The 24,740-nt window shown below is 74.2% G+C and carries 25 protein-coding genes and 1 pseudogene; 16 read left to right on the forward strand and 10 right to left on the reverse strand.

The features are described 5' to 3' along the window. From E1182_RS15265 to E1182_RS15290, 6 genes and pseudogenes are all read left to right on the forward strand, one after another. Window positions 1–551: pseudogene (locus tag E1182_RS15265) on the forward strand (hypothetical protein); the annotation flags it as partial. Next, a complete protein-coding gene (locus E1182_RS15270) occupies window positions 551–1,408 on the forward strand; it encodes a spermidine synthase (RefSeq protein WP_132265416.1) in 858 nt (285 codons plus the stop codon). The pseudogene E1182_RS15265 and the gene E1182_RS15270, both read left to right, overlap by 1 nt. 80 nt (window positions 1,409–1,488) lie before the next feature. After that, on the forward strand, window positions 1,489–2,187 hold the full coding sequence (locus tag E1182_RS15275) for a sigma-70 family RNA polymerase sigma factor (RefSeq protein WP_132265419.1): 699 nt from the start codon (window positions 1,489–1,491) through the stop codon (window positions 2,185–2,187). After that, the gene (locus E1182_RS15280; protein ID WP_132265421.1) at window positions 2,184–2,972 is read left to right on the forward strand and encodes an anti-sigma factor; all 789 of its coding nucleotides are present in this window, start codon (window positions 2,184–2,186) and stop codon (window positions 2,970–2,972) included. Before E1182_RS15275 ends, E1182_RS15280 begins: the two co-directional genes overlap by 4 nt. Window positions 2,973–3,185: 213 nt before the next feature. Continuing rightward, entirely contained in the window at window positions 3,186–3,830 is a 645-nt protein-coding gene (locus tag E1182_RS15285) for a hypothetical protein (protein WP_243706225.1), read from the forward strand. A gap of 369 nt (window positions 3,831–4,199) precedes the next feature. Next, window positions 4,200–5,117: a DNA-3-methyladenine glycosylase gene (locus E1182_RS15290; protein WP_132265425.1), complete on the forward strand. Its 918-nt coding sequence runs from the start codon at window positions 4,200–4,202 to the stop codon at window positions 5,115–5,117. A gap of 22 nt (window positions 5,118–5,139) precedes the next feature. On the opposite strand, the gene E1182_RS15295 is transcribed toward E1182_RS15290, so the two are convergent. Both E1182_RS15295 and E1182_RS15300 read right to left on the reverse strand, forming a co-directional pair. Continuing rightward, window positions 5,140–5,643 (reverse strand): DUF1990 family protein, encoded by a 504-nt coding sequence (locus E1182_RS15295; RefSeq protein WP_132265427.1) that lies wholly within the window; start codon window positions 5,641–5,643, stop codon window positions 5,140–5,142. 104 nt (window positions 5,644–5,747) lie between these two features. After that, on the reverse strand, window positions 5,748–5,957 hold the full coding sequence (locus E1182_RS15300) for a hypothetical protein (protein ID WP_132265429.1): 210 nt from the start codon (window positions 5,955–5,957) through the stop codon (window positions 5,748–5,750). 136 nt (window positions 5,958–6,093) lie between these two features. Between E1182_RS15300 and E1182_RS15305 the strand changes: the two genes are divergently transcribed. Then, window positions 6,094–7,191, forward strand: a complete 1,098-nt coding sequence (locus tag E1182_RS15305) for an ATP-dependent DNA ligase (RefSeq protein ID WP_132265431.1) — start codon at window positions 6,094–6,096, stop codon at window positions 7,189–7,191. 55 nt (window positions 7,192–7,246) lie between these two features. After that, window positions 7,247–8,803 carry an alpha/beta hydrolase gene (locus E1182_RS15310; protein WP_243706226.1) on the forward strand — a complete coding sequence of 519 codons (1,557 nt, stop codon included), beginning with the start codon at window positions 7,247–7,249 and terminating at the stop codon, window positions 8,801–8,803. A 73-nt stretch (window positions 8,804–8,876) separates the two neighbouring features. Here the strand turns inward: E1182_RS15310 and E1182_RS15315 are convergent, their stop codons facing one another. Continuing rightward, window positions 8,877–10,184 carry a YncE family protein gene (locus E1182_RS15315; RefSeq protein ID WP_132265435.1) on the reverse strand — a complete coding sequence of 436 codons (1,308 nt, stop codon included), beginning with the start codon at window positions 10,182–10,184 and terminating at the stop codon, window positions 8,877–8,879. A gap of 153 nt (window positions 10,185–10,337) precedes the next feature. Here E1182_RS15315 and E1182_RS15320 point away from each other — a divergent pair, with 153 nt between their 5' ends. Both E1182_RS15320 and E1182_RS15325 read left to right on the forward strand, forming a co-directional pair. After that, on the forward strand, window positions 10,338–11,507 hold the full coding sequence (locus tag E1182_RS15320; protein WP_132265437.1) for a helix-turn-helix domain-containing protein: 1,170 nt from the start codon (window positions 10,338–10,340) through the stop codon (window positions 11,505–11,507). A gap of 55 nt (window positions 11,508–11,562) precedes the next feature. Beyond that, complete coding sequence (locus tag E1182_RS15325; RefSeq protein WP_132265439.1) at window positions 11,563–12,039, forward strand: GNAT family N-acetyltransferase; 477 nt, start codon at window positions 11,563–11,565, stop codon at window positions 12,037–12,039. A 71-nt stretch (window positions 12,040–12,110) separates the two neighbouring features. Here the strand turns inward: E1182_RS15325 and E1182_RS15330 are convergent, their stop codons facing one another. From E1182_RS15330 to E1182_RS15345, 4 genes are read right to left on the reverse strand one after another with little or no spacing between them, the layout of a single operon-like run. Then, on the reverse strand, window positions 12,111–12,818 hold the full coding sequence (locus tag E1182_RS15330) for an ABC transporter ATP-binding protein (protein WP_132265441.1): 708 nt from the start codon (window positions 12,816–12,818) through the stop codon (window positions 12,111–12,113). After that, window positions 12,815–13,807: an ABC transporter ATP-binding protein gene (locus tag E1182_RS15335; RefSeq protein WP_132265443.1), complete on the reverse strand. Its 993-nt coding sequence runs from the start codon at window positions 13,805–13,807 to the stop codon at window positions 12,815–12,817. The genes E1182_RS15330 and E1182_RS15335 overlap by 4 nt, the downstream gene beginning before the upstream one ends. Before the next feature lies 1 nt (window position 13,808). Beyond that, on the reverse strand, window positions 13,809–16,553 hold the full coding sequence (locus E1182_RS15340; RefSeq protein WP_132265445.1) for an FtsX-like permease family protein: 2,745 nt from the start codon (window positions 16,551–16,553) through the stop codon (window positions 13,809–13,811). After that, window positions 16,550–19,735, reverse strand: coding sequence for an FtsX-like permease family protein (locus E1182_RS15345; RefSeq protein WP_132265447.1), 3,186 nt, complete (start codon window positions 19,733–19,735; stop codon window positions 16,550–16,552). Before E1182_RS15345 ends, E1182_RS15340 begins: the two co-directional genes overlap by 4 nt. Window positions 19,736–19,876: 141 nt before the next feature. On the opposite strand from E1182_RS15345, the gene E1182_RS15350 reads away from it, so the two are divergent. After that, window positions 19,877–20,170, forward strand: a complete 294-nt coding sequence (locus E1182_RS15350) for a hypothetical protein (RefSeq protein WP_132265449.1) — start codon at window positions 19,877–19,879, stop codon at window positions 20,168–20,170. A gap of 4 nt (window positions 20,171–20,174) precedes the next feature. Here the strand turns inward: E1182_RS15350 and E1182_RS15355 are convergent, their stop codons facing one another. Then, the gene (locus E1182_RS15355; RefSeq protein ID WP_132265451.1) at window positions 20,175–20,366 is read right to left on the reverse strand and encodes a hypothetical protein; all 192 of its coding nucleotides are present in this window, start codon (window positions 20,364–20,366) and stop codon (window positions 20,175–20,177) included. An 88-nt stretch (window positions 20,367–20,454) separates the two neighbouring features. Here E1182_RS15355 and E1182_RS15360 point away from each other — a divergent pair, with 88 nt between their 5' ends. Next, window positions 20,455–20,808 carry a hypothetical protein gene (locus E1182_RS15360; RefSeq protein WP_243706222.1) on the forward strand — a complete coding sequence of 118 codons (354 nt, stop codon included), beginning with the start codon at window positions 20,455–20,457 and terminating at the stop codon, window positions 20,806–20,808. A 4-nt stretch (window positions 20,809–20,812) separates the two neighbouring features. Here E1182_RS15360 and ligD read toward each other — a convergent pair whose 3' ends face one another. Further along, window positions 20,813–21,838 (reverse strand): non-homologous end-joining DNA ligase, encoded by a 1,026-nt coding sequence (gene ligD / locus E1182_RS15365; protein WP_132265453.1) that lies wholly within the window; start codon window positions 21,836–21,838, stop codon window positions 20,813–20,815. 47 nt (window positions 21,839–21,885) lie between these two features. Between ligD and msrB the strand changes: the two genes are divergently transcribed. After that, complete coding sequence (gene msrB, locus E1182_RS15370; protein ID WP_132265456.1) at window positions 21,886–22,296, forward strand: peptide-methionine (R)-S-oxide reductase MsrB; 411 nt, start codon at window positions 21,886–21,888, stop codon at window positions 22,294–22,296. A gap of 41 nt (window positions 22,297–22,337) precedes the next feature. Here the strand turns inward: msrB and E1182_RS15375 are convergent, their stop codons facing one another. Further along, complete coding sequence (locus E1182_RS15375) at window positions 22,338–22,613, reverse strand: glycoside hydrolase (RefSeq protein ID WP_132265458.1); 276 nt, start codon at window positions 22,611–22,613, stop codon at window positions 22,338–22,340. Between the two features lie 155 nt (window positions 22,614–22,768). On the opposite strand from E1182_RS15375, the gene E1182_RS15380 reads away from it, so the two are divergent. The 3 genes from E1182_RS15380 to E1182_RS15390 form a co-directional block, all read left to right on the forward strand. Next, window positions 22,769–23,026: a Prokaryotic metallothionein gene (locus tag E1182_RS15380; RefSeq protein WP_132265460.1), complete on the forward strand. Its 258-nt coding sequence runs from the start codon at window positions 22,769–22,771 to the stop codon at window positions 23,024–23,026. A gap of 418 nt (window positions 23,027–23,444) precedes the next feature. Beyond that, complete coding sequence (locus tag E1182_RS15385) at window positions 23,445–23,897, forward strand: GNAT family N-acetyltransferase (protein ID WP_132265462.1); 453 nt, start codon at window positions 23,445–23,447, stop codon at window positions 23,895–23,897. Between the two features lie 157 nt (window positions 23,898–24,054). Next, on the forward strand, window positions 24,055–24,740 hold a 686-nt coding region (locus tag E1182_RS15390; RefSeq protein ID WP_243706223.1), incomplete at its 3' end, for a lytic polysaccharide monooxygenase.

Genomic DNA, 24,740 nt, shown 5'->3' on the forward strand with positions numbered 1-24,740 from the left:
CGGGTGAGCTGAGCAAGCTGCCCGCCGCCGTGCAGGCGCCGCTGACCGCGCTGGAGGTGGAGGTCTCCGACGCCGCCCGCGTCGACGGTGATTTGCTGGTGGTGGACGGTCCGCTGCGGGCCCGCCGGCAACTGCCGCGCACCCTCGGGTACATCAAGACCCAGCACAGTCAGTACCTCGACGCCCGGCTGACCTCGGTGGTGACCGGACTGCGTCCGGGTGAGCGGTCGCCGGTGTTCCGGCTGGGCACGGCTTGGGGTGGCTGGTCCTGGTACCTCCGCCTCCCGGTGTCGCCAGGGGCGCCGTGGGCCGGCATCGTCCGGTTGGAGTGCTCGGCCGAGCTGCCGCCGGAGGAGGCGGTCGGGCTGGCCGACCTGTCGCTGGTCACCCTGCCCCGGTTCGCCTCGTCGCCGTACAAGGACCCGCGGGCGCCGCAGAACCTGGTGCCGATCGCGGGGTTGGAGCGGCGGCTGCGCGCGCTGCTGGGCGACGCCCGGCTGCTGCACCGGGCGCTGAGCATGGCGACCCGCGTCCGCGGGCCGCACCGCTGATGGGCCGCCGTCGCGGCGACGACCGGGTCGTCGCGCCGGTCGACACCGGCCGGGCCGAGCTGGTGCCGGACCGGGACCGTCCCGGCTCGTGGACGTTGCTGCTGGACGGCGCGCCGCAGTCGCACGTGGACCTGACCGACCCGACCCACCTGGAGTTCGAGTACGTCCGCCGGTTCGGCGCGGCGCTGGACCTGCTCGCCTCACCCGGCACCCCGCTGCGGGTGCTGCACCTGGGTGGTGGCGCGTTGACCCTGCCCCGGTACGTGCAGGCCACCCGCCCCGGTTCGGTTCAGCGGGTGTCCGAGGTGGACGGCGCGCTGGTCGAACTGGTCCGCCAGGTGCTGCCCTGGCCCGCCGATCCCCGGCTGCGGGTACGGGTCGCCGACGCCCGCGCCACCCTCACCGCCAGCCGGGACGGCGCGTACGACGTGGTGGTCGCCGACGTGTTCGCCGGTGCCCGCACCCCCGCCCACCTGACCAGCGTCGAGTACGCCGCCGAGGTGGCCCGGGTGCTGGCCCCGTCGGGCTGGTACCTGGCGAACCTCGCCGACGGTCCGCCGCTGCGGCACGCCCGCGCCCAGGTCGCCACGGTGCGCACGGTGCTGCCGCAGGCCTGCCTGGTGGGTGACGCGGCGGTGTTGCGCGGGCGGCGTTACGGCAACCTGGTGCTGGTGGCCGGCCGGATGCCGCCGCCGGTGCCGGAGTTGACGCGGCGGGCCGCCGGGGACTGGTTCCCCGGCCGGGTGCTGGCCGGCCCGGAACTGGAGCGGTTCACCGGCGGGGCCGCGGTCGTCCACGACGCCACCGCCACCGACTCCACGCCACCGCCGCCGGGAATTTTTTCGGTACCTCGTTGATCCGCCGGCTGCTGTGGCCCGTATCTTGGGTCGGCCCTCCCCGTGGGCCCGCTGATGTCACAGGACAGCAGGAGGTCTGCATGAGTGCGGTCGCGGTCGGTCTGCACGGCCAGATGGCCAGGCCGGGGTGGATGTTCGCCCAGGCCCAGCCCCAGTCCCGTGCCTCACGGTCGACCCGAGGGGTCGACGCCGGCCCCACCGGCCGCCAGCACGGTCCGGTAACGCCACGACCGGCCCCCGGGAGGCACCAGGCGGTGTCCCCTGAGGCCAGTCACTCCGACCAGCTCATCCGGTTGTTGTACGCCGAACACGCCGGGCCGCTGCTGATGTTCGTGATGCGGTTGACCGGCGGTGACCGGCAACGCGCCGAGGACATCGTGCAGGAGACGCTGCTGCGGGCCTGGCGCAACGCGCACCGGCTGGGCGCCCAGGGCCAGGGCTCGCTGCGCCCCTGGCTGGTGACGGTGGCCCGGCGGATCGCGATCGACGAGCACCGCAGTGAGCAGGCCCGGCCGGCCGAGACGTACGACCGCGACCTGACCGCGTTCGCCGAGGCGGACAGCACCGACCGGGTGCTACGCACGATGACGGTGGCGGACGCCCTGCGTACGCTGAGCCAGTCGCACCGGGAGATCCTGGTGGCGACGTACTTCCGGGGCCGGACGGTGCCGGAGGCCGCGGAGGAGCTGGGTCTGCCGCTCGGCACCGCCAAGTCGCGGGTCTACTACGCGCTGCGCGCACTGCGCACGGCCCTGCAGGAGAGGGGGGTGACGGAATGAGCCGGGCTGACCACATGGACGTCGCCGCGTACGCGCTCGGCGTACTGGACCCGCAGGACACCGAACGGTTCGAGGAGCACCTCGCGACCTGCTGGGCCTGCGCCGCCGAACTGGAGACCATGGTGCCCGTGGTGGGCCTGCTCTCCGACATCGACGGCGAGACGATGATGGCGATGGAGCACACCGCGACGGATCCGGCGCTGCTGGACCGTACCCTGGTCGCGGTGCGGACCCACCGGCGGCGCGCGCGGATGCGTCAGGTGCTGTCGATGGCCGCCGCGGTGGTGGCGGTCGGGGCGCTCAGCGGCATCGGCGTGAGCGTTCTCGACGGCGACAGGGGCAAAGAGGTGGTCGCCGGCCCGTCGCAGTCCACGCCCTCGGTGCCCGGGCCGCAGAGCCCGCAGCCGACCCGTTCCGCCCCCGGTCCCGGGGTGGGTGGGCCCAACGACATTCCGGGCGAGCAGTACGACGCGGTCGACAGCGGCACCGGCGTACGGGCCACGATGTGGCTGGCCAACAAGGAGTACGGCACCTGGATCGGGTTCAACCTGACCAAGCTGCCCGGTCCGCGTACCTGCCGGCTGGTGGTGATCCGCAAGAACGACACCAGCGAGGTGATCTCCACCTGGGCGGTGCCGGGCACCGGGTACGGCACGAACACCAATCCGCAGGACCTGCAGTTGGAGGCATCCACCGCGGCGGCGAAGAACGACATCGCGAAGTTGCAGGTGCAGTCGGTGGACGCGAACGGGGTGGCGAGTCCGCTGGTGACCGTCGTTCCCTGACGTCCGCCCGTAGGAAACGGCGTCGACCGCCCCGGTCGACGCCGTTTCGGCGTTTCGCGGCTCGGAGCGCTGGTTGTGGCGGTACACGCACGGACGCCCAGATCGGTTCAACGACTTTTTGTGAAATGGCTCACTGCCATTCGTTCAACCTTGACACCGACCCCTCCGTACTACTCGGTGAACTGCCAAGAATGAGGAGGGCACGTGGCACAGATGAAGCGATCCGTCATCGTCGCGAGCGCGATGGTCGCACTTACGGCCTGCGCTCCGGCGGGCTACGAAGGGGCGAACACCGGCGCCGCCGAGCCGGTCGCCGTCGCCGCGGCCGAGCCCACCGCAGCGGTCGAGCCGGCAGCCTCCGCCGTGCCCGAGGCGTCCAGCGTCCCGGGGGTGTCCGCCTCGCCCGGCGCACCCGGTGAACAGCCTCCGCTCCCCGCGGACGTACAGCTGACCGACACGCTCGTCGGCAAGAGCGTGGCCCGAATGGGCAAGGTCGTCACCGACCAGGACGGCTACATCCTCTACCGGTTCGACAAGGACTCCGACAACCCGCCGTCGTCGAACTGCGTCGACAAGTGCGCCGCGGTGTGGCCGCCCGCGCTGACCGACGGCAACCCGCAGCTGGAGGGCGTCTCCGACGACAAGGTCGGGACCGTCACCCGTCAGGACGGCACCCGCCAGATCACCATCGGCGGCTGGCCGGTCTACAAGTACATCGGTGACAAGAAGCCCGGCCAGTGGAAGGGCCAGGGCGTCGGTGGCAGCTGGTTCGTGATCCAGCCGAACGGCAAGAAGAACCTCGAGTGCATGCCGACCGGCACCCCGAAGGCGGTCGAGCCGCCGGCCGGCAGCTACTGACCGACCGCCTATCAAGACGCGGTGGCCGGCCGCAGCCGGGGAGGGCGTGGCCGGCCACCGTCACAGATCCGGAACGTCGGCGTACCGGCAGCGCCGGACGGCCCGGTCGTGGCGCCGGCCCATCGGGGCCGGCGCCACGGTTTCTCTCCGCCGCAGCCCTCCCCCACGGTTCCCCGGGGAGCGGACACGGGTGGCGTGCGTGCCGACGCCAGCAGGCGCGCCGTCGAGGTCCCCCAACCCCGCACCCACGGCCGCCACGCGGCCGGTCCGCCCCTCGGGATGGAGACACCGCCGACGCGCAGGGCGTCGGCGGTGTCGTCCTGTCCGGGTGTCATCCGTCCCGCACGCCCGCCGTGGCAGGGTGTGCGGATGACCTCGACCGAACCCACCGCCCGCCGGGTGCTGCGTGCACCGGCGGAGCATCGGCTGGCAGCCACCGTCCGGGCACTCACCTTCAGCCCGTACGACCCCTGCGCGCGGATCGTCTCGGGCGTCTTCTGGTACGCCAGCCGCACCCCCGCCGGCCCGGCCACCCTGACGCTGCGCGCGGACGGCGACGGGCTGATCGCCGAGGCGTACGGTCCGGGGGCCGCCTGGATCGTCGACCGGGCCGACGCGATCGCCGGGCTCCGGGACGACGTCGCCGGCTTCGCCGAGCTGGCCGCCGCGCATCCGGTGGTGGCCCGGTTGGCCGCCCGGCACCGGGGGCTGCGGATGCCGGCCACCGGGCAGCTCTTCCCCCGGGTGCTGCGAGCGGTTCTGGAGCAGAAGGTGACCGGCAAGGAGGCGTACCGGGCGTACGCGGCGACGGTGCGGCACTTCGGCGAGCCGGCACCGGGGCCGGTGCCGCTGCTGCTGCCACCCACGCCGGAGGCGGTGGCCGCCGCGCCGTACTGGGTCTTCCATCCGTTCGGTGTGGAGCAGCGCCGCGCCGACACGTTGCGCCGCGCCGCCGCCCTCGCCGACCGGTTGGAACGCTGCGCGGACAGCGCCGAGGCGACCCGCCGGTTGACCGCTGTCCCGGGCATCGGCCCGTGGACCGCCGCCGAGGTGGTCCGGGTGACCTACGGCGACCCGGACGCGGTCAGCGTCGGCGACTACCACGTGCCGCACACGGTCGCCTGGGCGCTGGCCGGCGAGGCGCGCGGCGACGACGCCCGGATGCTGGCCCTGCTGGAGCCGTTCCGGGGTCACCGGGGCCGGGTCTGCCTGCTGCTGGCCGCGTCCGGGATCCACGCGCCGAGGTTCGGGCCGAGGATGCCGATCCGCTCCTTCGCCCGCTTCTGACCGGCTCCGGCGGACGGGCTGGTCAGCGGCGGGCGCAGAGGAGGCGCAGGGTGCGGGCGAGCCAGTGGGCGTACCCGTGCTGGACGGCCCGGCCGAGGGGCCCGGCGGCCCGGATGAACCAGACTGCCGGGCGGCTGAACGCGGTCACCTCGAACCAGACCGCGCCGGTGTCGTCCCGGGTCACCAGGAATGCCTCCTCGCCCTGCTCGGGGTGGCCGGGCAGGGTGCCGTAGCCGAAGCCGGCCCGGCGCTCGCCGGACTCGACCCAGACCACCTCGCACGGCCCCCAGATCCGCAGCGGCCCCAGCCCGAGGCCGGGAGTGACCCGGACGCCCGGGGCGGCGCGGGGCGCGTCGGTGCGCATCCGCACCCCGGCGGCCCGGTGCAGCCGCCAGGTCAGCACCGCCTCGGCGGCGGTGGCGAAGCAGCCGTCGGGCAGCCGGTACCGGTGCCGCAGGTGGTGCCATCCCGTCGGGAGCGTGGCCGCCCGGGTCGCGCCCACCTGCGAGTAGGTCAGCTCGGACACCTGTCCAGCCTAGGCCCTCGAACGATGGCGGCTGGGCGACCCGACACGCCGGAGCTGCTACCGCTGAGCCGCCAACGATCAGGGCTGATCGGCAGGCGGCGCGGTCAGCCGGCCTCGCGCAGGTCGGCCAGGTCGATCGCGGTGTACCGGCGCAGCAGGTCCGTCAGCTCGGCCACGCTGCCCACCTCGCCGAGGACGTTCTTGCCGCCGCCGAAGCGGGCCGGGTAGCGGTGCACCAGGCGGTAGCGGTACCGGCCACGGACCAGCTCGACGGTCACCTCGAACCGCCCGCAGCAGCCGCACCTCCACACCACCCGGCGACGGTAGCTCTGAGCTGCGCAAACGCGACCCACGCGGCGGTGACGGGCGGACCCGTACGGGGACACGCCGGGCAGGTGCCGGGGGTGATCCGCCTCACCACTGTCGGTGCCGTCTGGTTGACTGGTCGCCGTGGACCTGCCGATCAATCCGCCGGTCGAGCCGATGCTGGCCAAGAGCGTGGCCCGGCTGCCCACCGAGCCCGGCCTGACGTACGAGCCGAAGTGGGACGGCTTCCGGTGCATCGTGTTCCGCGACGGCGACGAGGTCGAGCTGGCCAGCCGGGGCGGCAAGTCGATGACCCGCTACTTCCCGGAGGTCATCGAGCAGGCTCGGCGGCAGCTGCCCGACCGGTGCGCGGTCGACGGCGAGCTGATCGTGATCCGCCGCGACGGCCCCGGCGGCCAGCCCCGGCTCGACTTCGAACTGCTCGCCCAGCGTGTCCACCCGGCCGCCTCCCGGGTGCGGCTGCTCGCCGAGACGACCCCGGCCGACTTCGTCGCCTTCGACCTGCTGGCGATCGACGACGAGCTGCTCACCGGACAGCCCTATCCGGTACGCCGGGCCCGGTTGGAGCAGGCCCTCGCGCAGGTCCGCCCGCCGGTGCACGTCACCCAGGTCACCACCGACGCGGAGACGGCCCGCCGGTGGTTCGAGGTGTTCGAGGGCGCCGGGCTGGACGGGTTGATCATCAAGCCGGCCGACCTGCCGTACGAGCCGGGCAAGCGGCTGATGAGCAAGGTCAAGCACGCCCGCACCGCCGACGTGGTGGTGGCCGGTTTCCGCTGGCACAAGTCGGGGCCGGTGGTCGGCTCGCTGCTGCTGGGCCTCTACGACGACGCCGGGGTGCTGCACCACGTCGGAGTGAGCGCCTCGTTCACCATGGCCCGCCGGCAGGAGCTGCTGACGGAGCTGGCCCCCTACCGGGACGTGGGCGACGACCACCCGTGGGTGCACGGCGACCACGAGCGTGGCCAGCGGATCCCCGGCGGGGTGAGCCGGTGGACCGGCACGAAGAACCTGGAGTGGGAGCCGCTGCGCCCGGAGCTGGTGGTCGAGGTGGCGTACGACGCGATGGAGGGTGACCGGTTCCGGCACACCGCCCGGTTCGTCCGCTGGCGGCCCGACCGCGATCCGCGTTCCTGCCGGTACGACCAGCTCGACCGGCCGGTGCGCTTCGACGTCGACCAGGTGCTGCGGGGTGACCCGGCGGCGGCCGGGCCGGCGTAGCCTGGCCCGGACAAACGATCACGGAGGCTCGCTGGTGACCCGCACTTCCCACCGGATCCGTCGGGTCCGGCTCACCCTGGCCGGGCTCGTCTCGGGCGCGCTGCTCGCCGCCGGCTGCACGCTGCCGGCGTTCGTCCCGCGCGCTTCGGACGAGGCGGCGGCGCCTGGTGCCGCGCCGACCTGGCGGGCCTGCCCGGAGGTGGCGCAGGATCTGGTCGGTCGGGGGGCGCGCGACATGCGGTACGAGTGTGCTCGGATCAGCGTCCCCCGGAACTGGGGCGCCGGTGCCGGCGCGACCGCCGGGCCGGGCAGCGGGGAGACCTTCGAGATCGCGTTGCTGCGGGCCCGCTCGACCCGGCAGCGGGAGCGGATCGGTTCGCTGGTGGTCAACCCGGGCGGACCGGGCGGCTCCGGGGTGGACACCGCGGTCTACCTCTCCTTCGGGCCGTCCTTCGGCGGGCTGCCCGCCTCGATCACCGAGCGGTTCGACATCGTGGGCTTCGACCCGCGCGGGGTGTCCCGGTCCAGCCCGGTCGAGTGCATTCCCGACGCCGACCTCGACGCCAACTTCGGCTTCGATCCGGATCCGGCCAGCCAGCAGTCCTTCGACAGCTACCGCTCCCTGCAGCAACGGATCGGGCGCGGCTGCGGCGAGAGGTACGGCGACCAGCTCCCGCTCTACGGCACCGCCCAGGCCGCGCGGGACATGGACGCCGTCCGGGCCGCGGTCGGCGACGAGAAGCTGACCTACCTCGGCTATTCCTACGGCACCCTGCTCGGCGCCACGTACGCCCAGCTCTACCCCCGCAACGTCCGGGCGATGGTGCTCGATGGCGCGGTGGACCCGCAACAGCGGCTGATCGAGGGCTCGGAGAGCCAGGCCAGAGGCTTCGAGCGGGCCTTCGGCAATTTCGCCCGGTGGTGCGCGGCCAACGCCGGCCGCTGCCCGCTGGCCCCGGACGCCCGGGCCGCCGTGACCACGGCGGTCGACAAGGCGAAGGTCTCCCCGGTGCGGGGCGCCGACGGCCGGGAGGCGACCTCGGGCTGGGTCTTCTACGCGGTCATCTCCTCGCTCTACACCGAGTCGGGCTGGGAGAAGCTGGCCAGGGCCGTCGACGAACTGGAGGCCGGCGATCCGAGCGAGGTGTTCGCGCTCGCCGACGCGTACACGGGTCGGGGCGAGGACGGTCGCTATTCCAACCTCTTCGACGCCAACCTGACCATCAACTGCGCGGACGAGACGGAACGCCCGGGCATCGACCGGATCCGGGCGTTGCAGTCGCGGTGGCGCCAGCAGTACCCGCTGTTCGGTCCGGCTCTCGCGGTGGGGATGCTGGGCTGCGCCGAGTGGCCAGGCCAGCCGGCCCCGTACCCGGCGGGCCGGGCCGACGGGGCGCCGCCGATCGTGGTGGTCGGCACCACCGGGGATCCGGCCACCCCGTACGAGCAGACCGCGCGGCTGGCCGCGATGCTCGGGGTGGGCCGGGTCCTGACCTGGGAGGGTGAGGGGCACACCGCCTACCCGCAGACGGCCTGCGTCACCAGCGCGGTGGACGCGTACCTCGTCTCGCTGACGGTGCCCCGGGAGGGGCTGCGCTGCCCGGCCCGGTGACCGCCCACCCGGGCCGCGAGCGGCCACCGGGGGCCGGTGCGACCCACCGGCCCGGGTACGGCCGCTCGGGCGCTCAGCTGGCCGGCGGGGCCGTCCAGTCGGCCGGGATGCGAGCCAGGCGGACCCGCTGCGGATGGTCGCCGACGGGCACGCTGGCCACCTTCTGGCCGGTGGCGAAGTTGATCGCGGTGACCCGGTCGGCGCCGGCCTCGGAGATCACGCAGTCCCGGCCATCGGAGCTGACGGTGGCCCAGTACGGCTTGCTCGCGGTCACCAGCGGCCCCTGGCGGAGGGTGGCCCGGTCCACGACGGTGGCGTAGTCGTCCATGGTGCCGGCCACGCAGAGCTTGGCCCCGTCGGGGCTGATCGACATGCCGTGGTGCCGGGAGTCGTTCACCCAGGTCGTCCGGTCCTCGCTGGTGGCCGGGTTCTTCGGCAGCTCGCGGACCCGGGTGATCCGGTCGCCGGCCACGTCGTACTCGATGACGCCGTGGAAGAAGGAGACCTGGAAGTAGAGGGTGCGCTCGTCCGGGGCGAAGACGGCGGGGCGCACGGCGTCGGAGAGGTCGCTGCGCCCCGCCGCGTCGAGGCGCTGCCGCATGTCGATCACCTTCACCACCTCGAAGGTGCGGGTGTCGGCGATGGTGATGCGGCGGTCGCCCTTGGTCCAGTCGAGCCAGGGCTCGTCCAGCGCGGTGTTCACCTCGCCGATGGACATGTTCCACAGGTAGCGTCCGCCGTCGGTGAAGATGTTCTCGTGCGGCTTGTCGCCGGTGGCGAAGGAGCCGACCTGCCGACCGGTGACGATGTCCAGCACGTGCACCCTGTTGCCGGTGGAGGCGGAGACGGCCACCCGGGTGCCGTCGGGGGACACCGCCATGTGGTCGGAACGGAAACCGGAGACCGGGAACCGCCAGTTGATCTTCCCGGTGGTCAGGTCGATCGAGACCACGTCGGCGAAGCTGGGTCGGGACACCACCAGGGCACGACCGTCGGGGGTGGTGTACATGTCGTCGACCAACTGGTCGTTGCCCTCTCCGGGGCCCTGCCGGATGCCGAGGAAGAAGGCCAGCTTGATCGGATTGAGGTAGATCTCCCGAAGCCGTTCGGCCCGGTCGGGGACGACGTTGATCCGCCCCAGTCGGGCGTAGTCGCCCCGGGGGCGGATGACGTCGGCGGTGCCCTCCCAGTTGTTGCCGACGAACATCACCTCCTGCAAGGCGGCGGTCGGCGCGGCGAGCACGGGGGCCGATGCGGCGGCGGTGGGCGCACCCACCGCAGCGGTGGGGACGGCGGCGACGGCGAGCGCGGTGAGCGCGCCGAGGACCGCACGCCGGCGACGCGGGGACGGCGGTACGGGGACGGGCGGTACGGGTGCCATGGACCCCTCCTGGAAGACCGGGTACGACATCGACGCTGATCGGTGTTACCTTTCGGTAACAAGAAGGAGACCAACCGGCCCGACGTCCCGGATAGGCGTTGGAGGCCAAATAAACGGACGTCGATTGTGGCCCGACGACAACCGGAGGCAGCGATGACGACGGTCGACACCGGACCGGCCGCCTCCTTCGACGCCCTGCTGCGCAATCTGGTCACCGATCCGGCGGCCATCGAGGAGGTGGCAGGCGCCGCCCGGGCGCACTCCCCCGAGGTGTCCCGGCTTCCGCCGGCGGAGGTCCGCCGCCAGGTCACCACCCTGCTGCGCTGCGGCCTCACCGCCCTGCAGGACCGGATCGAGCCCGGCGAGCGGGACTTCGCCGAGGCGCGCCGGCTGGGCGCCGACCGGGCCACCCAGGGAATGTCCGTCAGCGGGCTGCTGCGCGGCGTGCAGGCCGGCCGGGACCGGGCGGTGGAACTGGTGATCCGACACGGCCGCAGCGCGGGCATCCCCGACGAGGTGCTGCTGGACGGGCTGATCACCATCGGCCGGTACGCCACGGCGTTGGAACGCGCCGTGATCGACGGCCACCGCGACGCCGAACGGGACCTGGCCCGGGCCGGGCACGAACCACGGACCCGGCTGGTGCGCCGGCTGCTGCTCGGTGGACCGGTGACGCCGGCGGCCGAGGAACTGACCCGGTTCGGGCTGCGCGCCGACGGGTCGTACCACTGCCTGGTGGCCGGCAGCGTCGACCCGGTCCGGGCCGACGGGCTGGCCGGCCGGCTCGCCCGGCACGGCGCCGTCGTCGGCATGGTCGAGGACCGGCTGGCCGGCCTGACCCCCCGGCTGCCGCCAGCGGACCGGCTCGATCCGACGGCCCTGCTGGTCGCCGCGCCCGCCGGCCCGCTGGATCGCGCGCCGCGGATGTACGGCCTCTGCCTGGCCGCCCTGCGGGTGGCGGCCGGCCAGGGCCGGCGTGGGCTGTACGACGTGACGGAGCTGGCCGGGGAGACCGCCCTGGCCGCCCAGCCGGCGCTGGCGGAGCTGCTCGGCGACACCCTGCTGGCGGCATTGGACCCGGTGGACGGGTTCCACCGGGAGCTGGTCTCGACCGCGCTGACCTGGCTGGACCACGGGCAACGGCTGGACCGGGCCGGCGCCGCGCTGCACGTGCACCCGAACACCGTCCGGTACCGGCTGCGCCGGTTGCGGGAGCTCACCGGTTTCCCGGCGTCTGCGGTCGGGGAGGGCGCCGGCGGCTGGCCGGTGGTGGAGATCCTGCGCTGGTGGTGGGCGCTGCGTAGTTGGCGGGACCGCCGGTGAGCGTCGGCGTCCGGTCCGCTTCGGCCTTCCCTGCCCGCTGTGGCAGGCTGCGACCATGGCTGACGTGATCTTCCGGGAGGCGGTCCGATCGGACTTGCCCACCATCATCGCCCTGCTCGCCGACGACGTGCTCGGCAGTACCCGCGACATTCCTGAGGTCGACGAGGCGTACGAGCGGGCGTTCGCGGACATCACGGCGGATCCGCGCAACCAGCAGATAGTCGCGGAACGGGCCGGCGAGGTCGTCGGCTGCCTCCAGATCACCTACATTCCCGGGCTGGGCCGGCACGGCGCCGAGCGGGCCCTGGTCGAGTCGGTACGGGTCCGCTCCGATCTGCGCGGGCAGGGGCTGGGCCGGTTGTTCATGCAGTGGGCGATCGACCAGGCCCGCCGGCGGGGCTGCGCCCTGGTGCAGCTCACCAGCGACAAGTCCCGCGCCGACGCCCACCGCTTCTACCGCACCCTGGGCTTCGCCCCCACCCACGACGGCTTCAAGCTCGCTCTCCCCCGCCAGTCTCCCCCTCCCCGCTAGCGTCGATCACGAAGCTGGCGGGCGACATTCCGGACAACCGGCCAGCCAACCTCATGATCAACCCTCCGAAGTCACTCCGGAACGAGGTGGCCGTCACGGAGGGCGAGGGTACGGTCCGCCAGCTCGATCAAGGCCGGATCGTGCGTGGCGACCAGTGCGGTCATGCCCCGGGCGTGCACCACCGCGCGCAACAGGTCCATGATGGACCGCCCGGTCTCCGAGTCGAGCTGGCCGGTCGGCTCGTCGGCGATCAGCAGGTCCGGCTCGTTCGCCAGCGCCCGGGCCACCGCCACGCGCTGCTGCTGCCCGCCGGAGAGCTCGTACGGCCGCTGCGCCGCGTGCCCGCCCAACCCGACCAGCTCCAGCAACACCGCGACCCGCTCCTCCCGCTGCACCGCCGGCACCCGGGCCAGGCGCAACGGCACCCCGACGTTCTCCGCCGCCGACAGGATCGGCACCAGCCCGAACGTCTGGAACACGAAGCCCACCGTGCCCCGCCGCAGTCGCAGCAGCTCGGCCTCGCTGGCGGCGGTCACGTCCTGCCCCGCCACCCGCACCCGGCCGCTGTCCGGCCGGTCCAGCCCGCCGACGAGGTTCAGCAGCGTGGTCTTACCGGCGCCGGAGCGGCCCCGCACCGCCACCAGCTCACCCCGGGCGGCCCGGAACGACACGTCCCGCACCGCGTGCACCGCCTGCGCGCCCCGGCCGAAGGTCCGGCTCACCCCCTGCACGCAGACCACCTCGTCGGCGGCCGGGCCGGCCGCGCTCCGCTCGCTCATGAGTCACTCCGTTCCGTGCCGGCATCACCCGGGCGCACCCGCACGTGGTCCGGTTCGAGGGTGAGGCGCACCCGGTCGCGCAGCGACAGGGCGTCCACGAAGGCCGCCGGCAGTTGCATGCGCCCGGCCCGGTCGAGTACCGCGTACTCCTCGCTGACCAGCTCGGCGTTGCCGTCGGCACCGATCCGCGCGGTCCGGCGTACCTCGGAGCTGGTCCGGCCGTCGCGGATCGCGACGGTCCGGCGGACCTGCGTGGCCACGGCCTGGTCGTGGGTGACCACCACGATGGTCACGCCCAACTCGGCGTTGATGGCGCGCAGCGCCGCGAACACCTCCGCCCCGGTGGCCTCGTCCAGCTCGCCGGTCGGCTCGTCGGCGAAGAGCACCTCCGGATCGTTCGCCACCGCCACGGCGATCGCGCACCGCTGCTGCTCACCTCCGCTGAGCTGGCTGGGCCGGCGGTCCGCGCAGTGCCCCACCCCGACCATCTCCAGCAGCTCCCCGGCCTGTTCCCGCCGGGCCCGACGCCCACCGGCACGGCCGGCCAACTGCATCGGCAGCTCGACGTTCTCCCGCGCGGTCAGGTACGGCAGCAGGTTCCGGCCGGTCTGCTGCCAGACGAAGCCGGCGACCTTCCGCCGGTAGCTCAACCGTCGCCGGTGCGACAGGGTGAGCAGGTCATAGTCGGCCACCCGGGCGATCCCGGCGGTCGGGGTGTCCAGCCCGGAGAGGATGTTCAGCAAGGTCGACTTCCCCGACCCGGACGCCCCGACGATCGCCACCAACTCCCCCCGGTCGATGACCAGGTCCAACCCCTGGAGGGCGACCACCTCGACGCCCTCGGTCTTGAAGATGCGGACCAGGCCGTCGCAGACGATGTGGCCGCGCAGGCGGTCCCGCCCACCGGCCCGCTCGGCGGCGCGCCGCGCGGCCCGCCGTTGCAGCTCGGCCAGGTCCGGCACGCCGGCGCTCTCGGCGGTCGCGGTCATCTCAGCTCTCCTCTCCGAGCCGAAGCACCTCACCGAGGCGCATCCGGCGGTTGTTCACGGCCTCGACCGCGAGGGCGAAGGCGAGGGCCAGCACCGCCAGCCCGAGCACCCCGGCCAGCAGCCCGGGTGCGACGTGGACGGTGACCGGCACGCCGCCGGTGAACGCGGACAACCCCAGCACCGGATTGAGCAGCACCGGCAACAGGACGCCGACCGCCGCCCCGGTCAGCACCGACACCAGCACCAGCGGAAGCAGCTCCACCAGCAGCAGGCCCCGCCACTGCCGGCGGGACAACCCCATGGTGCGCAGCCGGGACAGCACCTGGGCCCGCCCCCGCGCCCCGGCCAGCACGGCGAAGGCCAGCGCCAGCAGGCCCAGCACCGCACCGCCGACCCCGCCGGTGGCGAACCCGAAGACGAGCAGACCGTTCACGCCGCTGCCACCAAGCCGGTTCCGCTCCGCCGTCCAGGTGGTCACCGTCGGCGGCACCGGACGCCGCCCCGCGCTCACCACACCGCTGCGCTGGTACCGGTCCTGCCCCTCCTCGGCGACCCGGGTCACCGCTGCCGGGTCGACCGGTCCGCCAGCGGCCAGCAGGAAGCCGGTCGGTACCAGCGGATGCGGGCCGTCGGCCGGCAGCGCCGGCCAGGGCAGCACCAGGAACCGGTCGGTGCCGGCCGGCACCAGCGGGAAGTGCCGCACCGTACCGGCGACCCGGAACGGCAACCGGTTGCCCTGCACGTCCACCCAGCCGGGCCGGCGGCCCGCCGGGTCGGCCAGCGCCGTCTCGGTGAGGGCGGCGGCGACCTCCGGCGACGCCAGCGCCGGCAGGGAGGCTGCCCGGTCGCCGCGCAGCGCCCCCGGCACGGCCACGTCGAGCCCGGAGCGCCGCGCCACCTCCGCGAACCCCGCCGGCTCCACCAGCAGCACGTACGCCTCACCGGCCCCGCCGGGACGACCCTGGACGTCGGCGTACGGCCGCTGACCGGGTTCGGCCAGCACCGAACTGACCGCCCGCACCCCGGGCAGGGCCGCCAGCGCCGCCGCCGTGTCCGGGGCGAACCGCTCCCCGGCGACCACCGCGTCGGCCGGCACCGCGCGGGTCACGGCCCGGTCCCGGCCGTGCTCGATGCCGCCGGCCACCGCCCCGCAGAACGCCGCGGTGGCGACCGCCAGCACGACCACCACCAGCGGCGCGACCGCCCCGGCCCGCGCGGCCCGGGCCGTGCCGAGGAAAGCCACCGCACCGCGCGCCCGCCCGGACCAGCGGTTGACCAGCCGCAACGGCCACGGGTACGCGCGCAGCGCCAGCATCGCGGCGGCCACCGCCAGCAGCACCGGCACCGACACCAGCAGCGGATCGACCGGGCCGCCGAGGGCCAGCCCACGCCGGCGCAACAGGAACGCGCCGAGCCCGGCCAGTCCGACCAGGGTGACGTCGACGGTCAGCCGACCGGAGCCGCCAGCCGACCGGAACAGGTCCCGCCGACCGTTGCCGCGCCGGTCGGCCAGCACCATCGCCGGTAACGCCACCGTGGCCAGCACCGTGGCGACCACGGCCGGCCGGACGGCCGCCGCGGGCGTGCCACCTGCGATCGGGTCGGTGGGGAAGAGGCCGCCGAGCAGCCAGCCCACCCCGGCGGCGGCCGGCACCACCAGGACCGACTCGGCCAGCCCGCGCCGCAGCAGGGTGGTCACCGAGCCGCCACGGGCGCGCAGCAGCTGGTACTCGTCACGGCGGCGACGCACCGCCAGCCGGGCGGCCAGCACAGCCAGCCCGGCGAGCGTGGCGAGCACCCCGGCCGTGATGACGGCGAGCAGGGTACGGGCGGCGGCGAGCGCGGCGGCGTACTGCCGTAACGGAATGTCGACGCCCTGGGTGAACTCCAGCCCGGCCGGTTTCCGCCGCTCCACCTCGGCGAGACCGGCCACCAGCGCGTCGAGCCGCCCGGGGGCGAGCCGCCCCGGGTCCAGCCGGTACCGGTAGGCGGCGACGACCGGCCAGCCGGCCGCCGCCCGGTCGTCGAGGCTCGCCGGGTCGGTCAGTCCGATCAGTTGGAACGGCTCGCCCTCGCCCACCGGTGGGGTGAGCCGCAGCGCCGAGGGCAGCGCGTCCCACAACCCGCCCGCCGGGTCGGTCGGGCGGAACACGCCGACCACCGCCACGCCGGTGGCGGCCACCTCGTCGCCGCCTGGTGTGCGCAGGGCCGCCCGCAGCCGGCTGCCGGCGCGTACGCCGAGGGCGCGGGCCACCGGCTCGGCCAGCACGACCTCCACGGCCGCCGCCCGCTCGGCCGCCTGCCCGGGCCACCGGCCCTCGACCAGGGTGGCCGCCTCGGTCAGTCCGGTGGCGGTTCGTAGGCGCAGGTCGAACAGCCCTTTGTCGCCGGTGAGTTCGGGGCCGGTGAGCCGGCTGAAGGCGGTGTCGGCGGTGTACCACCGTTCGGCGAGCACCTCCCGCACCGCGTCGGGCATCGCCGCCGCCAGGGTGTCCAGCTCACGCTGGTGCAGCTCGGTGGAGCCCGCCGACCCGTACGACCGGCCGTCGGCCGTGCTCGTGTAGTGCAGGTCCCGCCGTACGCCGGGCAGGTCGGCCAGCTGCGTCCGCAGTCCCTGCCCGGCGAGCCGTTCCGCCATTCGGGGTACTCCCGTCACCAGCACCGCGGTCACCAGCACGAGCACCGCCAGGAGCAGGAAGTGGCCACCGTGGGCGCGGACCCGCCGCGCCACCGCCAGCACGCTCATCGCTCTCCCCCGATCCGGACCTGCACCGCCGCGAGCCGCTGCCGCAAACCGGTGGTGAGCATCGCGCTGCACACGAGGGCGGCGGCCAGCAAGCCCGCCGCGGTAAGCCCGATCGGCGTCCACGGCACGGTGAAGGCGGCCTCCGGCACGGGCCGCCCGGCGGCCGGCGTGAGGATCACCAGCGGGGCCATGGTGGCGCCGACCGCGGCTCCGACCAGCAGGCCGACCGCGACGCCGATCCCGGCCAGGAAGGTCTGTTCGGCGAGCAGCGCGCGGGTCAGCAACGGCGGCCCGGCCCCCAGGGTGTGCAGCACCGCCAGTTCGCCGATGCGGCGTCGGCCGGTGGCCCAGACGTCCACCGCGAGGCCGACCAGGGCGAGCAGGACCGACCCGAGGGCGGCGGCGAGCAGCCCGGTGCGGGCACCCCGCCAGTACGGGTCCCGGGCTGCCGCCTCGGCGGTGGCCCGCCGGTCCAGCACGGTCACGTCGGGCAGGTGGCCCACCGCGGTCGCGGCGTCGGCGTGCCGGTCCGGGTCGGTACGCAGCCACCACTCCGGCACCGGACGGACGGCGGCCCGGTGCCGTACCAGCCATTCCACGGCGGCCGGCAGGTCGACCAACATCGCGCCCGGGGCGTCGTGGGCGCCCGGCACCCCGCGCAGTTGGCCGACCACCCGCACGGGCAGGGACGCGCCGGAGAGGGCCAGCGGCACCACGTCCCCGACGCGGACGTCGAGGGCGGCCAGCACCGCCGGCGTGACCAGTGCCGGCACCGCGTCGATCCGGCCGGCCGGGACGACCGCGAAGCGGACGGTGGGCTGGCTGGCGAACGGCCCACCCTCGACCATCGTCACCGGTACCTCCACGTCGACGCCGCCGGCCGTGACACCCCGGGTGGCGGCCGGTTCGTCCGGCGCGGCGCCCAGCAGGGCCCAGTCACCGGTCAGCGCCACCGGACGCGCTGCGCCACCGGCGTCCTCGACGCGCAGCTGGTCGACCTGGAGCCGGTAGCCACTGGCCGCCGCGTCGCCCGCGTCGAGCTGGAAGCCGGCCAGCCGCAGCGGCGTCCCGGCGGGCAGCGCCACCGCGAACCGGACCGCCCGGGGGTCCGCCGAATCGGTGGTGGCCAGCGGCAGCCGCAGGGCCAGCCCGTCGGCGCCGGTCAGCAGCGCCGTGACCTCGATGGACTGCGCGGCGACCGGGTGGCGGACCGGGGTGCGCACGGTGCCGGTGAGCCGCCGGGCGTCGGCCGGGAGGGCGACCCCGCCCGGGGTGGGCCGGTCCCGGACCATCCGGGCGAGCAGTTCCCGCGGTGGTTCGTCGGCCAGCCGGTCGACGATCCGGGCCACGTCGGCGGCGGCCGCCGCGTCCAGCGCGAGCACGGAGGTGGACAGGGTGGTACGCCCCAGCCGCACCTCATCCCGCCACGCCGGCAGCACCCGCGCCACCCCGGGGACGTCGGCCAGCCGGGCGGCGCGGTCGGCCGGCGCGTCGCCGCGGCGTTCGGCCACCCGCAGGTCCGCGCCGACCCGATGGTCGGCCTGGTCGGTGTGCGACCGTTCCCAGGTGCTCACCAGCGACCAGGCCAGCGTGCTGGCGCCCACGGCGAGCGCGAGCAGCAGCACCGGGCCGGCGTGCGGGCGCCGGCCGGCCTGCCACATGCCGAACATGGTCGCCGTCCACGGTCGGCGGTCGACGAGCCGCTCGGCGAACCGGGTGGCTGGTGGCAGCAGCCGCAACGCGAGTACCGCACCGGCCAGCACGCCGAGGGTGGGGGCGACGGCGAGCAGCGGGTCGATGCCCAGCTGGCTGCCCGCCCCGGCCAGCGGCGACGCGTGCTGCCGAAGTTGGGTCCAGGCGAGCAGGGCGAGCAGCACCAGCGCCAGGTCGACGCCGGCCCGCTGCACGGTGGCGGCCCGGGTGGGGCGGGACCGGGCGGCCAGGTCCGCGACGTAGCTGCCCGCCCGGCGCAGGGCCGGCAGCACCATGGCGAGCAGGCAGCCGACGGTGGCGGCGAGCGCGACCGTCCACACCGCGCCGGTACGGGTGCCGGTCAGCCCTTCGGCGCCGCCGACCTGCCGCAACGCCAGGTCGGCCAGAGGCGGCGCGAGCAGCGCGGCCGGCAGCACCACCAGCATCGCCTCCCGTACGGCCAGACCGGCGAGCTGCCCGCGGGCGGCACCCCGCGCGCGCAGCAGGGCGGTCTGCCCGCGGCGGTCCTCGTTGAGCAGGGCGGCCACCAGCAGCAGCGCGTAACCGCCGAGGACCACGATCAGCAGCAGCGGAGTGAGCAACGCCGAGCGGCCCACCAGGTCGGCCCGGCCGAGCCGGTCGATCAGCCGGTCCAGCCCGGTCACGCTCTGCGCGGATGAGCCGAGGCCCGCCTCCTCGGGCACCCGCACCAGGGCGGCGGCCACCGCCTGCTTGACGACCGGCAGCCGGCTCGGTGCGACCTCGGTGAGGTTTGGCTCGGCCAGCCAGGAGATCGAGGTGGAGCCGGGGAAGGTGTGGACGAAGTCGGCCGGGTCGAGGACGAACGGCCCGTATGAGCTGCGGTCGCCCTCCTCGGCGCCGACCGCTCCCGGGGCGAGCTGCCAGTAGGCGTCGCCCGGGTCACGGGGCCGGAACACCCCGGCGACCACCACCTCGGCGACCTGACCGGAACGGCGGTCGGTCATCGGTACCCGGGTGCCGGCGGTGAGCCGCAGCGCGCCGGCCACCCGCTCCGGCACGGCGACCTGCACGGGGCTCGCGCCGGCGGTCGGCCAGCCGCCGGCGACGAGGTCGGCGTGGGCGGGCAGGCCGTCGAGGGTGGCCAGGTCGGCGAAGACCGGCTCGTCGTCGGTCCGGGCGGTGCCGAGGTCGCCGGTGAGTTCCCGGCCGGTGCCGTGGCGGGCGGCGGACACGGTGACCGCCGCCCCGCCCAGACCGTCGGCGAACCACCGGCGCACCGTCGCGTCCCGGGCCGCGGACTCAGCCGCGTCCCGCCCTCCGGAACCGCTGATCAGCAGGCTCCGCTCGGCGGCCGGCGCGGCGGCCAGCATGGCCCGCTGGCCGGCTTCGATCGCCTGCCGGCTGTAGTCGGAGAGCCCGGTGACCAGCGCGACAGCGACCAGGGCGGCGCTCGCCGCGGCCAGCAGCAACCCCCGCGCCGCGCGGGCCCGCCGCCACACCAGCTTCATCCGATGCCTCCCCCGTGCGCCCCGGTCGGGGCCGACGACGAATCAAAGGGGGTACGCGCGGGAAAAGGTTCGCGGCCTTTACGTGATCGTTATCAGCCGCCTGCCGACCGCCCCTGGCCCGGGTCTGCTTCCATCAACCGCATGGAACTCGTCCTCACCATCGCGCTGGCTCTTCTCAGCATCGGACTGATCACCCAGGTAGCGGCCCGGTCCAGCCGCCGCAGCGACACCCTTCGGCTGGTGGAGATCGAGCGCAAGCTCCAGTTGGTGATGGACCGCATCGGCGTCGTCGACGACCGGCCTACGCCGCCGGGGGTCCGCGAACACCTGACGCGCGGCGAGAAGATCCAGGCGATCAAGGCGTACCGGGAGGCGACCGGCGCCGACCTGAGGACTGCCAAGCAGGCGGTGGAGGCGCTGATGGAGGGGCGCTGACGCCCTAGCTTCCCGCCGTTAACTCCGGCCGGTGCTCCCGGATCCACGCCTCCACGTCCGACCTCAACCACACCTTGCCCATCGCCAGCACCGCAATCGGCTCGGGAAAGTTCCGTTGGTTGGCGACCACGGAGGCGCGCTGCCGGGACACGTTGCCGAGCATCACCCGGATCTCGGCCACCCCAACCAGCTCCACGGGTTGACGATGACAGCGATACCATCTCCATAATACGACAACTACGCAGTCTGTTGACACTGACAACAGGCGGCGGCATGATTGCGGTATGCCGATGCCGAATGTCTCGCCTGTTCACGACCGGCAGCGCCGAGCGGTGCTGCCGCACGTACCCATGCGGCCCCTGTGGTTGTGCCGGGTGTGCGCGGCGGACTGGCCGTGCCAACCGGCCCGGCTACTGCTGTTGATGGAGTACCGGCGCGACCGGGTCGCCCTCTCGGTCTACCTGGCCGGCATCCTGTTCGACGCCACCGCCGACCTGACCCGCCTCAACCCGCAGCCGGAGCCGTCCCCGGCGGAGCTGTTCGAGAGATTCGTGGCCTGGACCGCGCGCCACGACACTGGCAGGCGTGAGGCAGCCGCCGACAGCCTTGAGGAGACCCGTCCGGGCGGGCGGCGCTGACCGGTCAGCGTGGGCGGTCGCGATCCTTGGACGGCTGGACCCGCTTCGGTTCGCCGGGCATCTTCGGGTGGTCCGGCGGGTACGGCAGGTCACCCTGGCCGTCGGCGGCGTCCTGGTCGGCCCACTCCAACAGTGGGGTGATGTCGTACGGCGTGTCGTCGATGCCGGCGTGCGGGTCGCCCCGCTCGGCCAGCCGCGCCGGCACGGTACGCAGGTCGAAGTCGTCCGGATCGACGTCGGGCAGTTCGTCCCAGGTGACCGGGGTGGAGACGGTGGCCCGGGCGTTGGCCCGCAGCGAGTACGCGCAGGCGATGGTGCGGTCCCGGGCCATCTGGTTGTAGTCCACGAAGACCCGCTGCCCGCGTTCCTCCTTCCACCAGGCGGTGGTGATCAGTTCGGGGCGGCGGCGGGCCAGCTCGCGGGCCAACGCGATGGTGGCCCGGCGCACCTCGGTGAACGTCCAGCGGGGCGCGATGCGCAGGTACACGTGTACGCCCCGCCCGCCGGAGGTCTTCGGCCAGCCGACCGCGCCCAGTTCGGCCAGCAGTGCCCGCAGCTCGCCGGCGGCGGCCACCGCGTCGGCGAAGTCGGTGCCCGGCTGCGGGTCGAGGTCGATGCGCAGTTCGTCGGGGCGGTCGACGTCGGCGGCGCGCACCGGCCACGGATGGAACACGATGGTGCCCATCTGCGCGGCCCAGGCGACGTGGGCGAGGTCCACCGGGCAGAGCTCGTCGGCGCTGCGCCCGCTGGGGAAGCTGATCTTCGCCGTCCGCACCCAGGGCGGCACCCCTCGGGTGGGCACCCGCTTCTGGAAGAACATCTCTCCCTCCACGCCGTCGGGAAAGCGCTGGAGCGTGGTGGGGCGGTCGCGCAGGGCGCGCAGGATGCCGTCACCCACCGCCCGGTAGTAGCCGAAGACGTCGGCCTTGGTGAAGCCCCGCTGCGGGAAGATGACCCGGTCGGGGCTGGTCAGCCGGACGGTGTGCCCGGCCACCTCGATCTCCGTCACCGACGCCTTCGTGCTGCCCATTCCGCGACCATATGCGACACGTGCGACATGCGGCGTACCGTTGACGGGTGAGTCCTGACGACAACGAGTTGCCTCGCACCGAGGACGAGTGGCGGGTCCGGTTGAGCCCGGAGGAGTTCCGGGTGCTGCGCGAGGCCGGCACCGAGCCCCCGTGGACGGGCGAGTACGTGGACACCAAGACCCCCGGCGTCTACCACTGCCGGGCCTGCGGGGCGGCGTTGTTCCGCAGTGCCGACAAGTTCGACTCGCACTGCGGGTGGCCGAGCTTCGACGACGCCATCCCGGGAGCGGTACGCGAGATTCCCGACCACACCCTCGGCATGAGGCGTACCGAGATCCGCTGCGCCCGCTGCGACAGCCACCTCGGGCACGTCTTCGAGGGCGAGGGCTTCACCCCGAAGGACACCCGGCACTGCGTCAACTCGGTGTCGATCCGGCTGGCGCCGGCCCAGGGCTGAGACGCCGGGCCGGCGCGGTTCCGGCGCCGGCACGAGTCGGATCAGAGCAGCAGCAGGCTGCCGTCGGCGTCCACCTGGTCGGCGGACTCGTCGTCGAGCCAGACACCCCCGGTGGCCAAGTAACGGAAGCGGTGGCGGCCCGGGCCGAGCTTCACCGTCACCGTACGGGTTCCGTCGCGACGGGCCACCAGCTCGTGCCGCCCGGGCTGCCAGTCGTTGAACGAGCCCACCACGCTGACCACGCCGGGCGGCACGTCCCGGGGCAGGCAGAAGGTGACCCGGGTCTGGTTGCCGAAGAGTCTGTTTCGCTTGATCACGAGCCCTCCCGGGGTAGCGGCGTTCCACCAGGCCCAACGCGCGACACGCGGAGGCCGAAACGCCGACCGGCCGCATCGGCTCACGGCATTTCGCCCCCGGCCGCCCCACCCTTGCCGCACCCTGGGAGCAGATGTCCTGATTCGGGGGGTTCGACGTGGCTACCTGTGGGGTCTGCGGCAACGACTACTGGATGGCGTTCGAGGTGCGCACGGTCAGCGGGGAGGTGCACACCTTCGACTGCTTCGAGTGCGCGGCGCACAAGCTGGCGCCGATCTGCGAGCACTGCCAGGTCAAGATCCTGGGCCACGGGGTCGAGGTCGGCGGCCGGTTCTTCTGCTGCGCGCACTGCGCCCGCAGCGAGGAGGAGCAGGGCGTCGAGATCCGCGACGCGGTGGGCGCCCGCCCCGCCTGAGCCGACCGAGCGGGACCAGGCGACGGTTCAGCGCCGCCGACCGGTGGCGGGCAGGCTCGCTCCCCGCTACGAACCTGAGTACGTCAATGGATCAGGCGGCAGGCGTGGCCCGGGCAAACCTGACGGGAATCCACCCGACCGACACGACACGACACGACACGACAGCGATCGTGGGCTTGTGGTGGCGACGGCGGGCTTGTGGTGAGGCGTTGGGCTCGCGCCGCCGATCCGATCCGTTCAAGCACTCACCTTCGTAGCGTCTGAACCGCTCCCCTGCAGTCCACTCGGCACACCGCGCGGTCCCCTGGTCGCCGAGGGCCACCGGCCGGGCCACCTCGGCCCAGGCGGCCGCAGCCGAACGGGCCCGCCAGACAGCCGAACCGACGCCCGGGGACCGGTCGACGCCTACGATCGCGGGATGCCGCAGCCGACCCTGCACGTCGCCGCCTTCGCCGACCTGGACGCCCGCACCCTGTACGACCTGCTCCGGCTACGGGTCGACGTGTTCGTGGTGGAGCAGGCGTGCCCGTACCCGGAACTGGACGGCCGGGACGTCGAGGACGGCACCCGGCACCTCTGGCTGGCCGCCGACGACGCCGTGCTGGCGTACCTGAGGATCCTGGCCGAACCGGACGGCGCGGCACGGATCGGCCGCGTCGTGGTCGCGGCGACAGCACGCGGCGCGGGTCACGCCGGCCGGCTGATGACCGAGGCGCTGCGGCTGGTCGGCGACCGGCCGTGCCTGCTGGAGGCGCAGGCCCACCTGGCCCACCTCTACGCCCGGTACGGCTTCACCGGCACCGGCCCGGAGTACGTCGAGGACGGCATTCCGCACCTGCCGATGCGCCGCGACGCACATATTGACAGGTGACATTTTCCTGTGGAAACCTGCGGAGCAGAGCCGTCGCGGGAGCCACGCAACGGAACTCGGGAGGGGCAACTCCCGACCGTCCGGGCGTCGTCGATCGATCCGAATCCCCCCGGAGGCTCCATTGTCCACGCTCCTCCGCAGACGGCCCCTGCCGGTGATGGCGGTCCTGCTCGCCGCCGGCGCGGTCGTCGCCATGCTGCTCGCCACCGCCCTGACCGGGCCCGCGTCCGCGCACGGCTCGGTGGTAGACCCGGCGTCCCGCAACTACGGCTGCCTGCAACGCTGGGGCAGCGACCACATGAACCCCCGGATGGCCACCGAAGACCCGATGTGCTGGCAGGCCTGGCAGGCCGAGCCGGCCGCGATGTGGAACTGGAACGGCCTGTTCCGCGAGGGCGTCGCCGGCAACCATCAGGGCGCCATCCCCGACGGCCAACTGTGCAGCGCCGGGCGCAGCAACAGCGGACGCTACAACGCGCTGGACGCCGTCGGCGCGTGGAAGACCACGCCGGTGTCGAACAGCTTCCGGGTCAGGCTGTTCGACCAGGCCAGCCACGGCGCCGACTACATCCGGGTGTACGTGACCAAGCAGGGCTTCGACGCCCTGTCCAAGCCGCTGGCCTGGAGCGATTTGGAGCTGGTCGGCCAGATCGGCGACACCCCGGCGTCCCGGTGGACCCGCGAGAGCGGGGGCGTGTCCATCCAGATCCCGGCCAACGCCCCGGGCCGCACCGGCCGGCACATCGTCTACACCATCTGGCAGGCCAGCCACCTGGACCAGTCGTACTACCTGTGCAGCGACGTCGAGTTCGGCGGCGGGCCGAGCACCCCGCCCACCACGAC

This window comes from Micromonospora sp. KC721, from assembly GCF_004348355.1.
GTDB lineage: Bacteria > Actinomycetota > Actinomycetes > Mycobacteriales > Micromonosporaceae > Micromonospora.

Bases quoted from the DNA above. Each gene is read 5' to 3' on its own strand.
- E1182_RS15330 (WP_132265441.1), bottom strand. From the start codon at position 12,818: ATGAGCGAGCGGAGCGCGGCCGGCCCGGCCGCCGACGAGGTGGTCTGC.
- E1182_RS15340 (WP_132265445.1), bottom strand. From the start codon at position 16,553: ATGAGCGTGCTGGCGGTGGCGCGGCGGGTCCGCGCCCACGGTGGCCAC.
- E1182_RS15270 (WP_132265416.1), top strand. From the start codon at position 551: ATGGGCCGCCGTCGCGGCGACGACCGGGTCGTCGCGCCGGTCGACACC.
- E1182_RS15385 (WP_132265462.1), top strand. From the start codon at position 23,445: ATGCCGCAGCCGACCCTGCACGTCGCCGCCTTCGCCGACCTGGACGCC.
- E1182_RS15320 (WP_132265437.1), top strand. From the start codon at position 10,338: ATGACGACGGTCGACACCGGACCGGCCGCCTCCTTCGACGCCCTGCTG.
- E1182_RS15345 (WP_132265447.1), bottom strand. From the start codon at position 19,735: ATGAAGCTGGTGTGGCGGCGGGCCCGCGCGGCGCGGGGGTTGCTGCTG.
- E1182_RS15280 (WP_132265421.1), top strand. From the start codon at position 2,184: ATGAGCCGGGCTGACCACATGGACGTCGCCGCGTACGCGCTCGGCGTA.
- E1182_RS15285 (WP_243706225.1), top strand. From the start codon at position 3,186: ATGAAGCGATCCGTCATCGTCGCGAGCGCGATGGTCGCACTTACGGCC.
- E1182_RS15275 (WP_132265419.1), top strand. From the start codon at position 1,489: ATGAGTGCGGTCGCGGTCGGTCTGCACGGCCAGATGGCCAGGCCGGGG.
- E1182_RS15325 (WP_132265439.1), top strand. From the start codon at position 11,563: ATGGCTGACGTGATCTTCCGGGAGGCGGTCCGATCGGACTTGCCCACC.
- E1182_RS15290 (WP_132265425.1), top strand. From the start codon at position 4,200: ATGACCTCGACCGAACCCACCGCCCGCCGGGTGCTGCGTGCACCGGCG.
- E1182_RS15360 (WP_243706222.1), top strand. From the start codon at position 20,455: ATGCCGATGCCGAATGTCTCGCCTGTTCACGACCGGCAGCGCCGAGCG.
- ligD (WP_132265453.1), bottom strand. From the start codon at position 21,838: ATGGGCAGCACGAAGGCGTCGGTGACGGAGATCGAGGTGGCCGGGCAC.
- E1182_RS15335 (WP_132265443.1), bottom strand. From the start codon at position 13,807: ATGACCGCGACCGCCGAGAGCGCCGGCGTGCCGGACCTGGCCGAGCTG.
- E1182_RS15350 (WP_132265449.1), top strand. From the start codon at position 19,877: ATGGAACTCGTCCTCACCATCGCGCTGGCTCTTCTCAGCATCGGACTG.
- E1182_RS15315 (WP_132265435.1), bottom strand. From the start codon at position 10,184: ATGGCACCCGTACCGCCCGTCCCCGTACCGCCGTCCCCGCGTCGCCGG.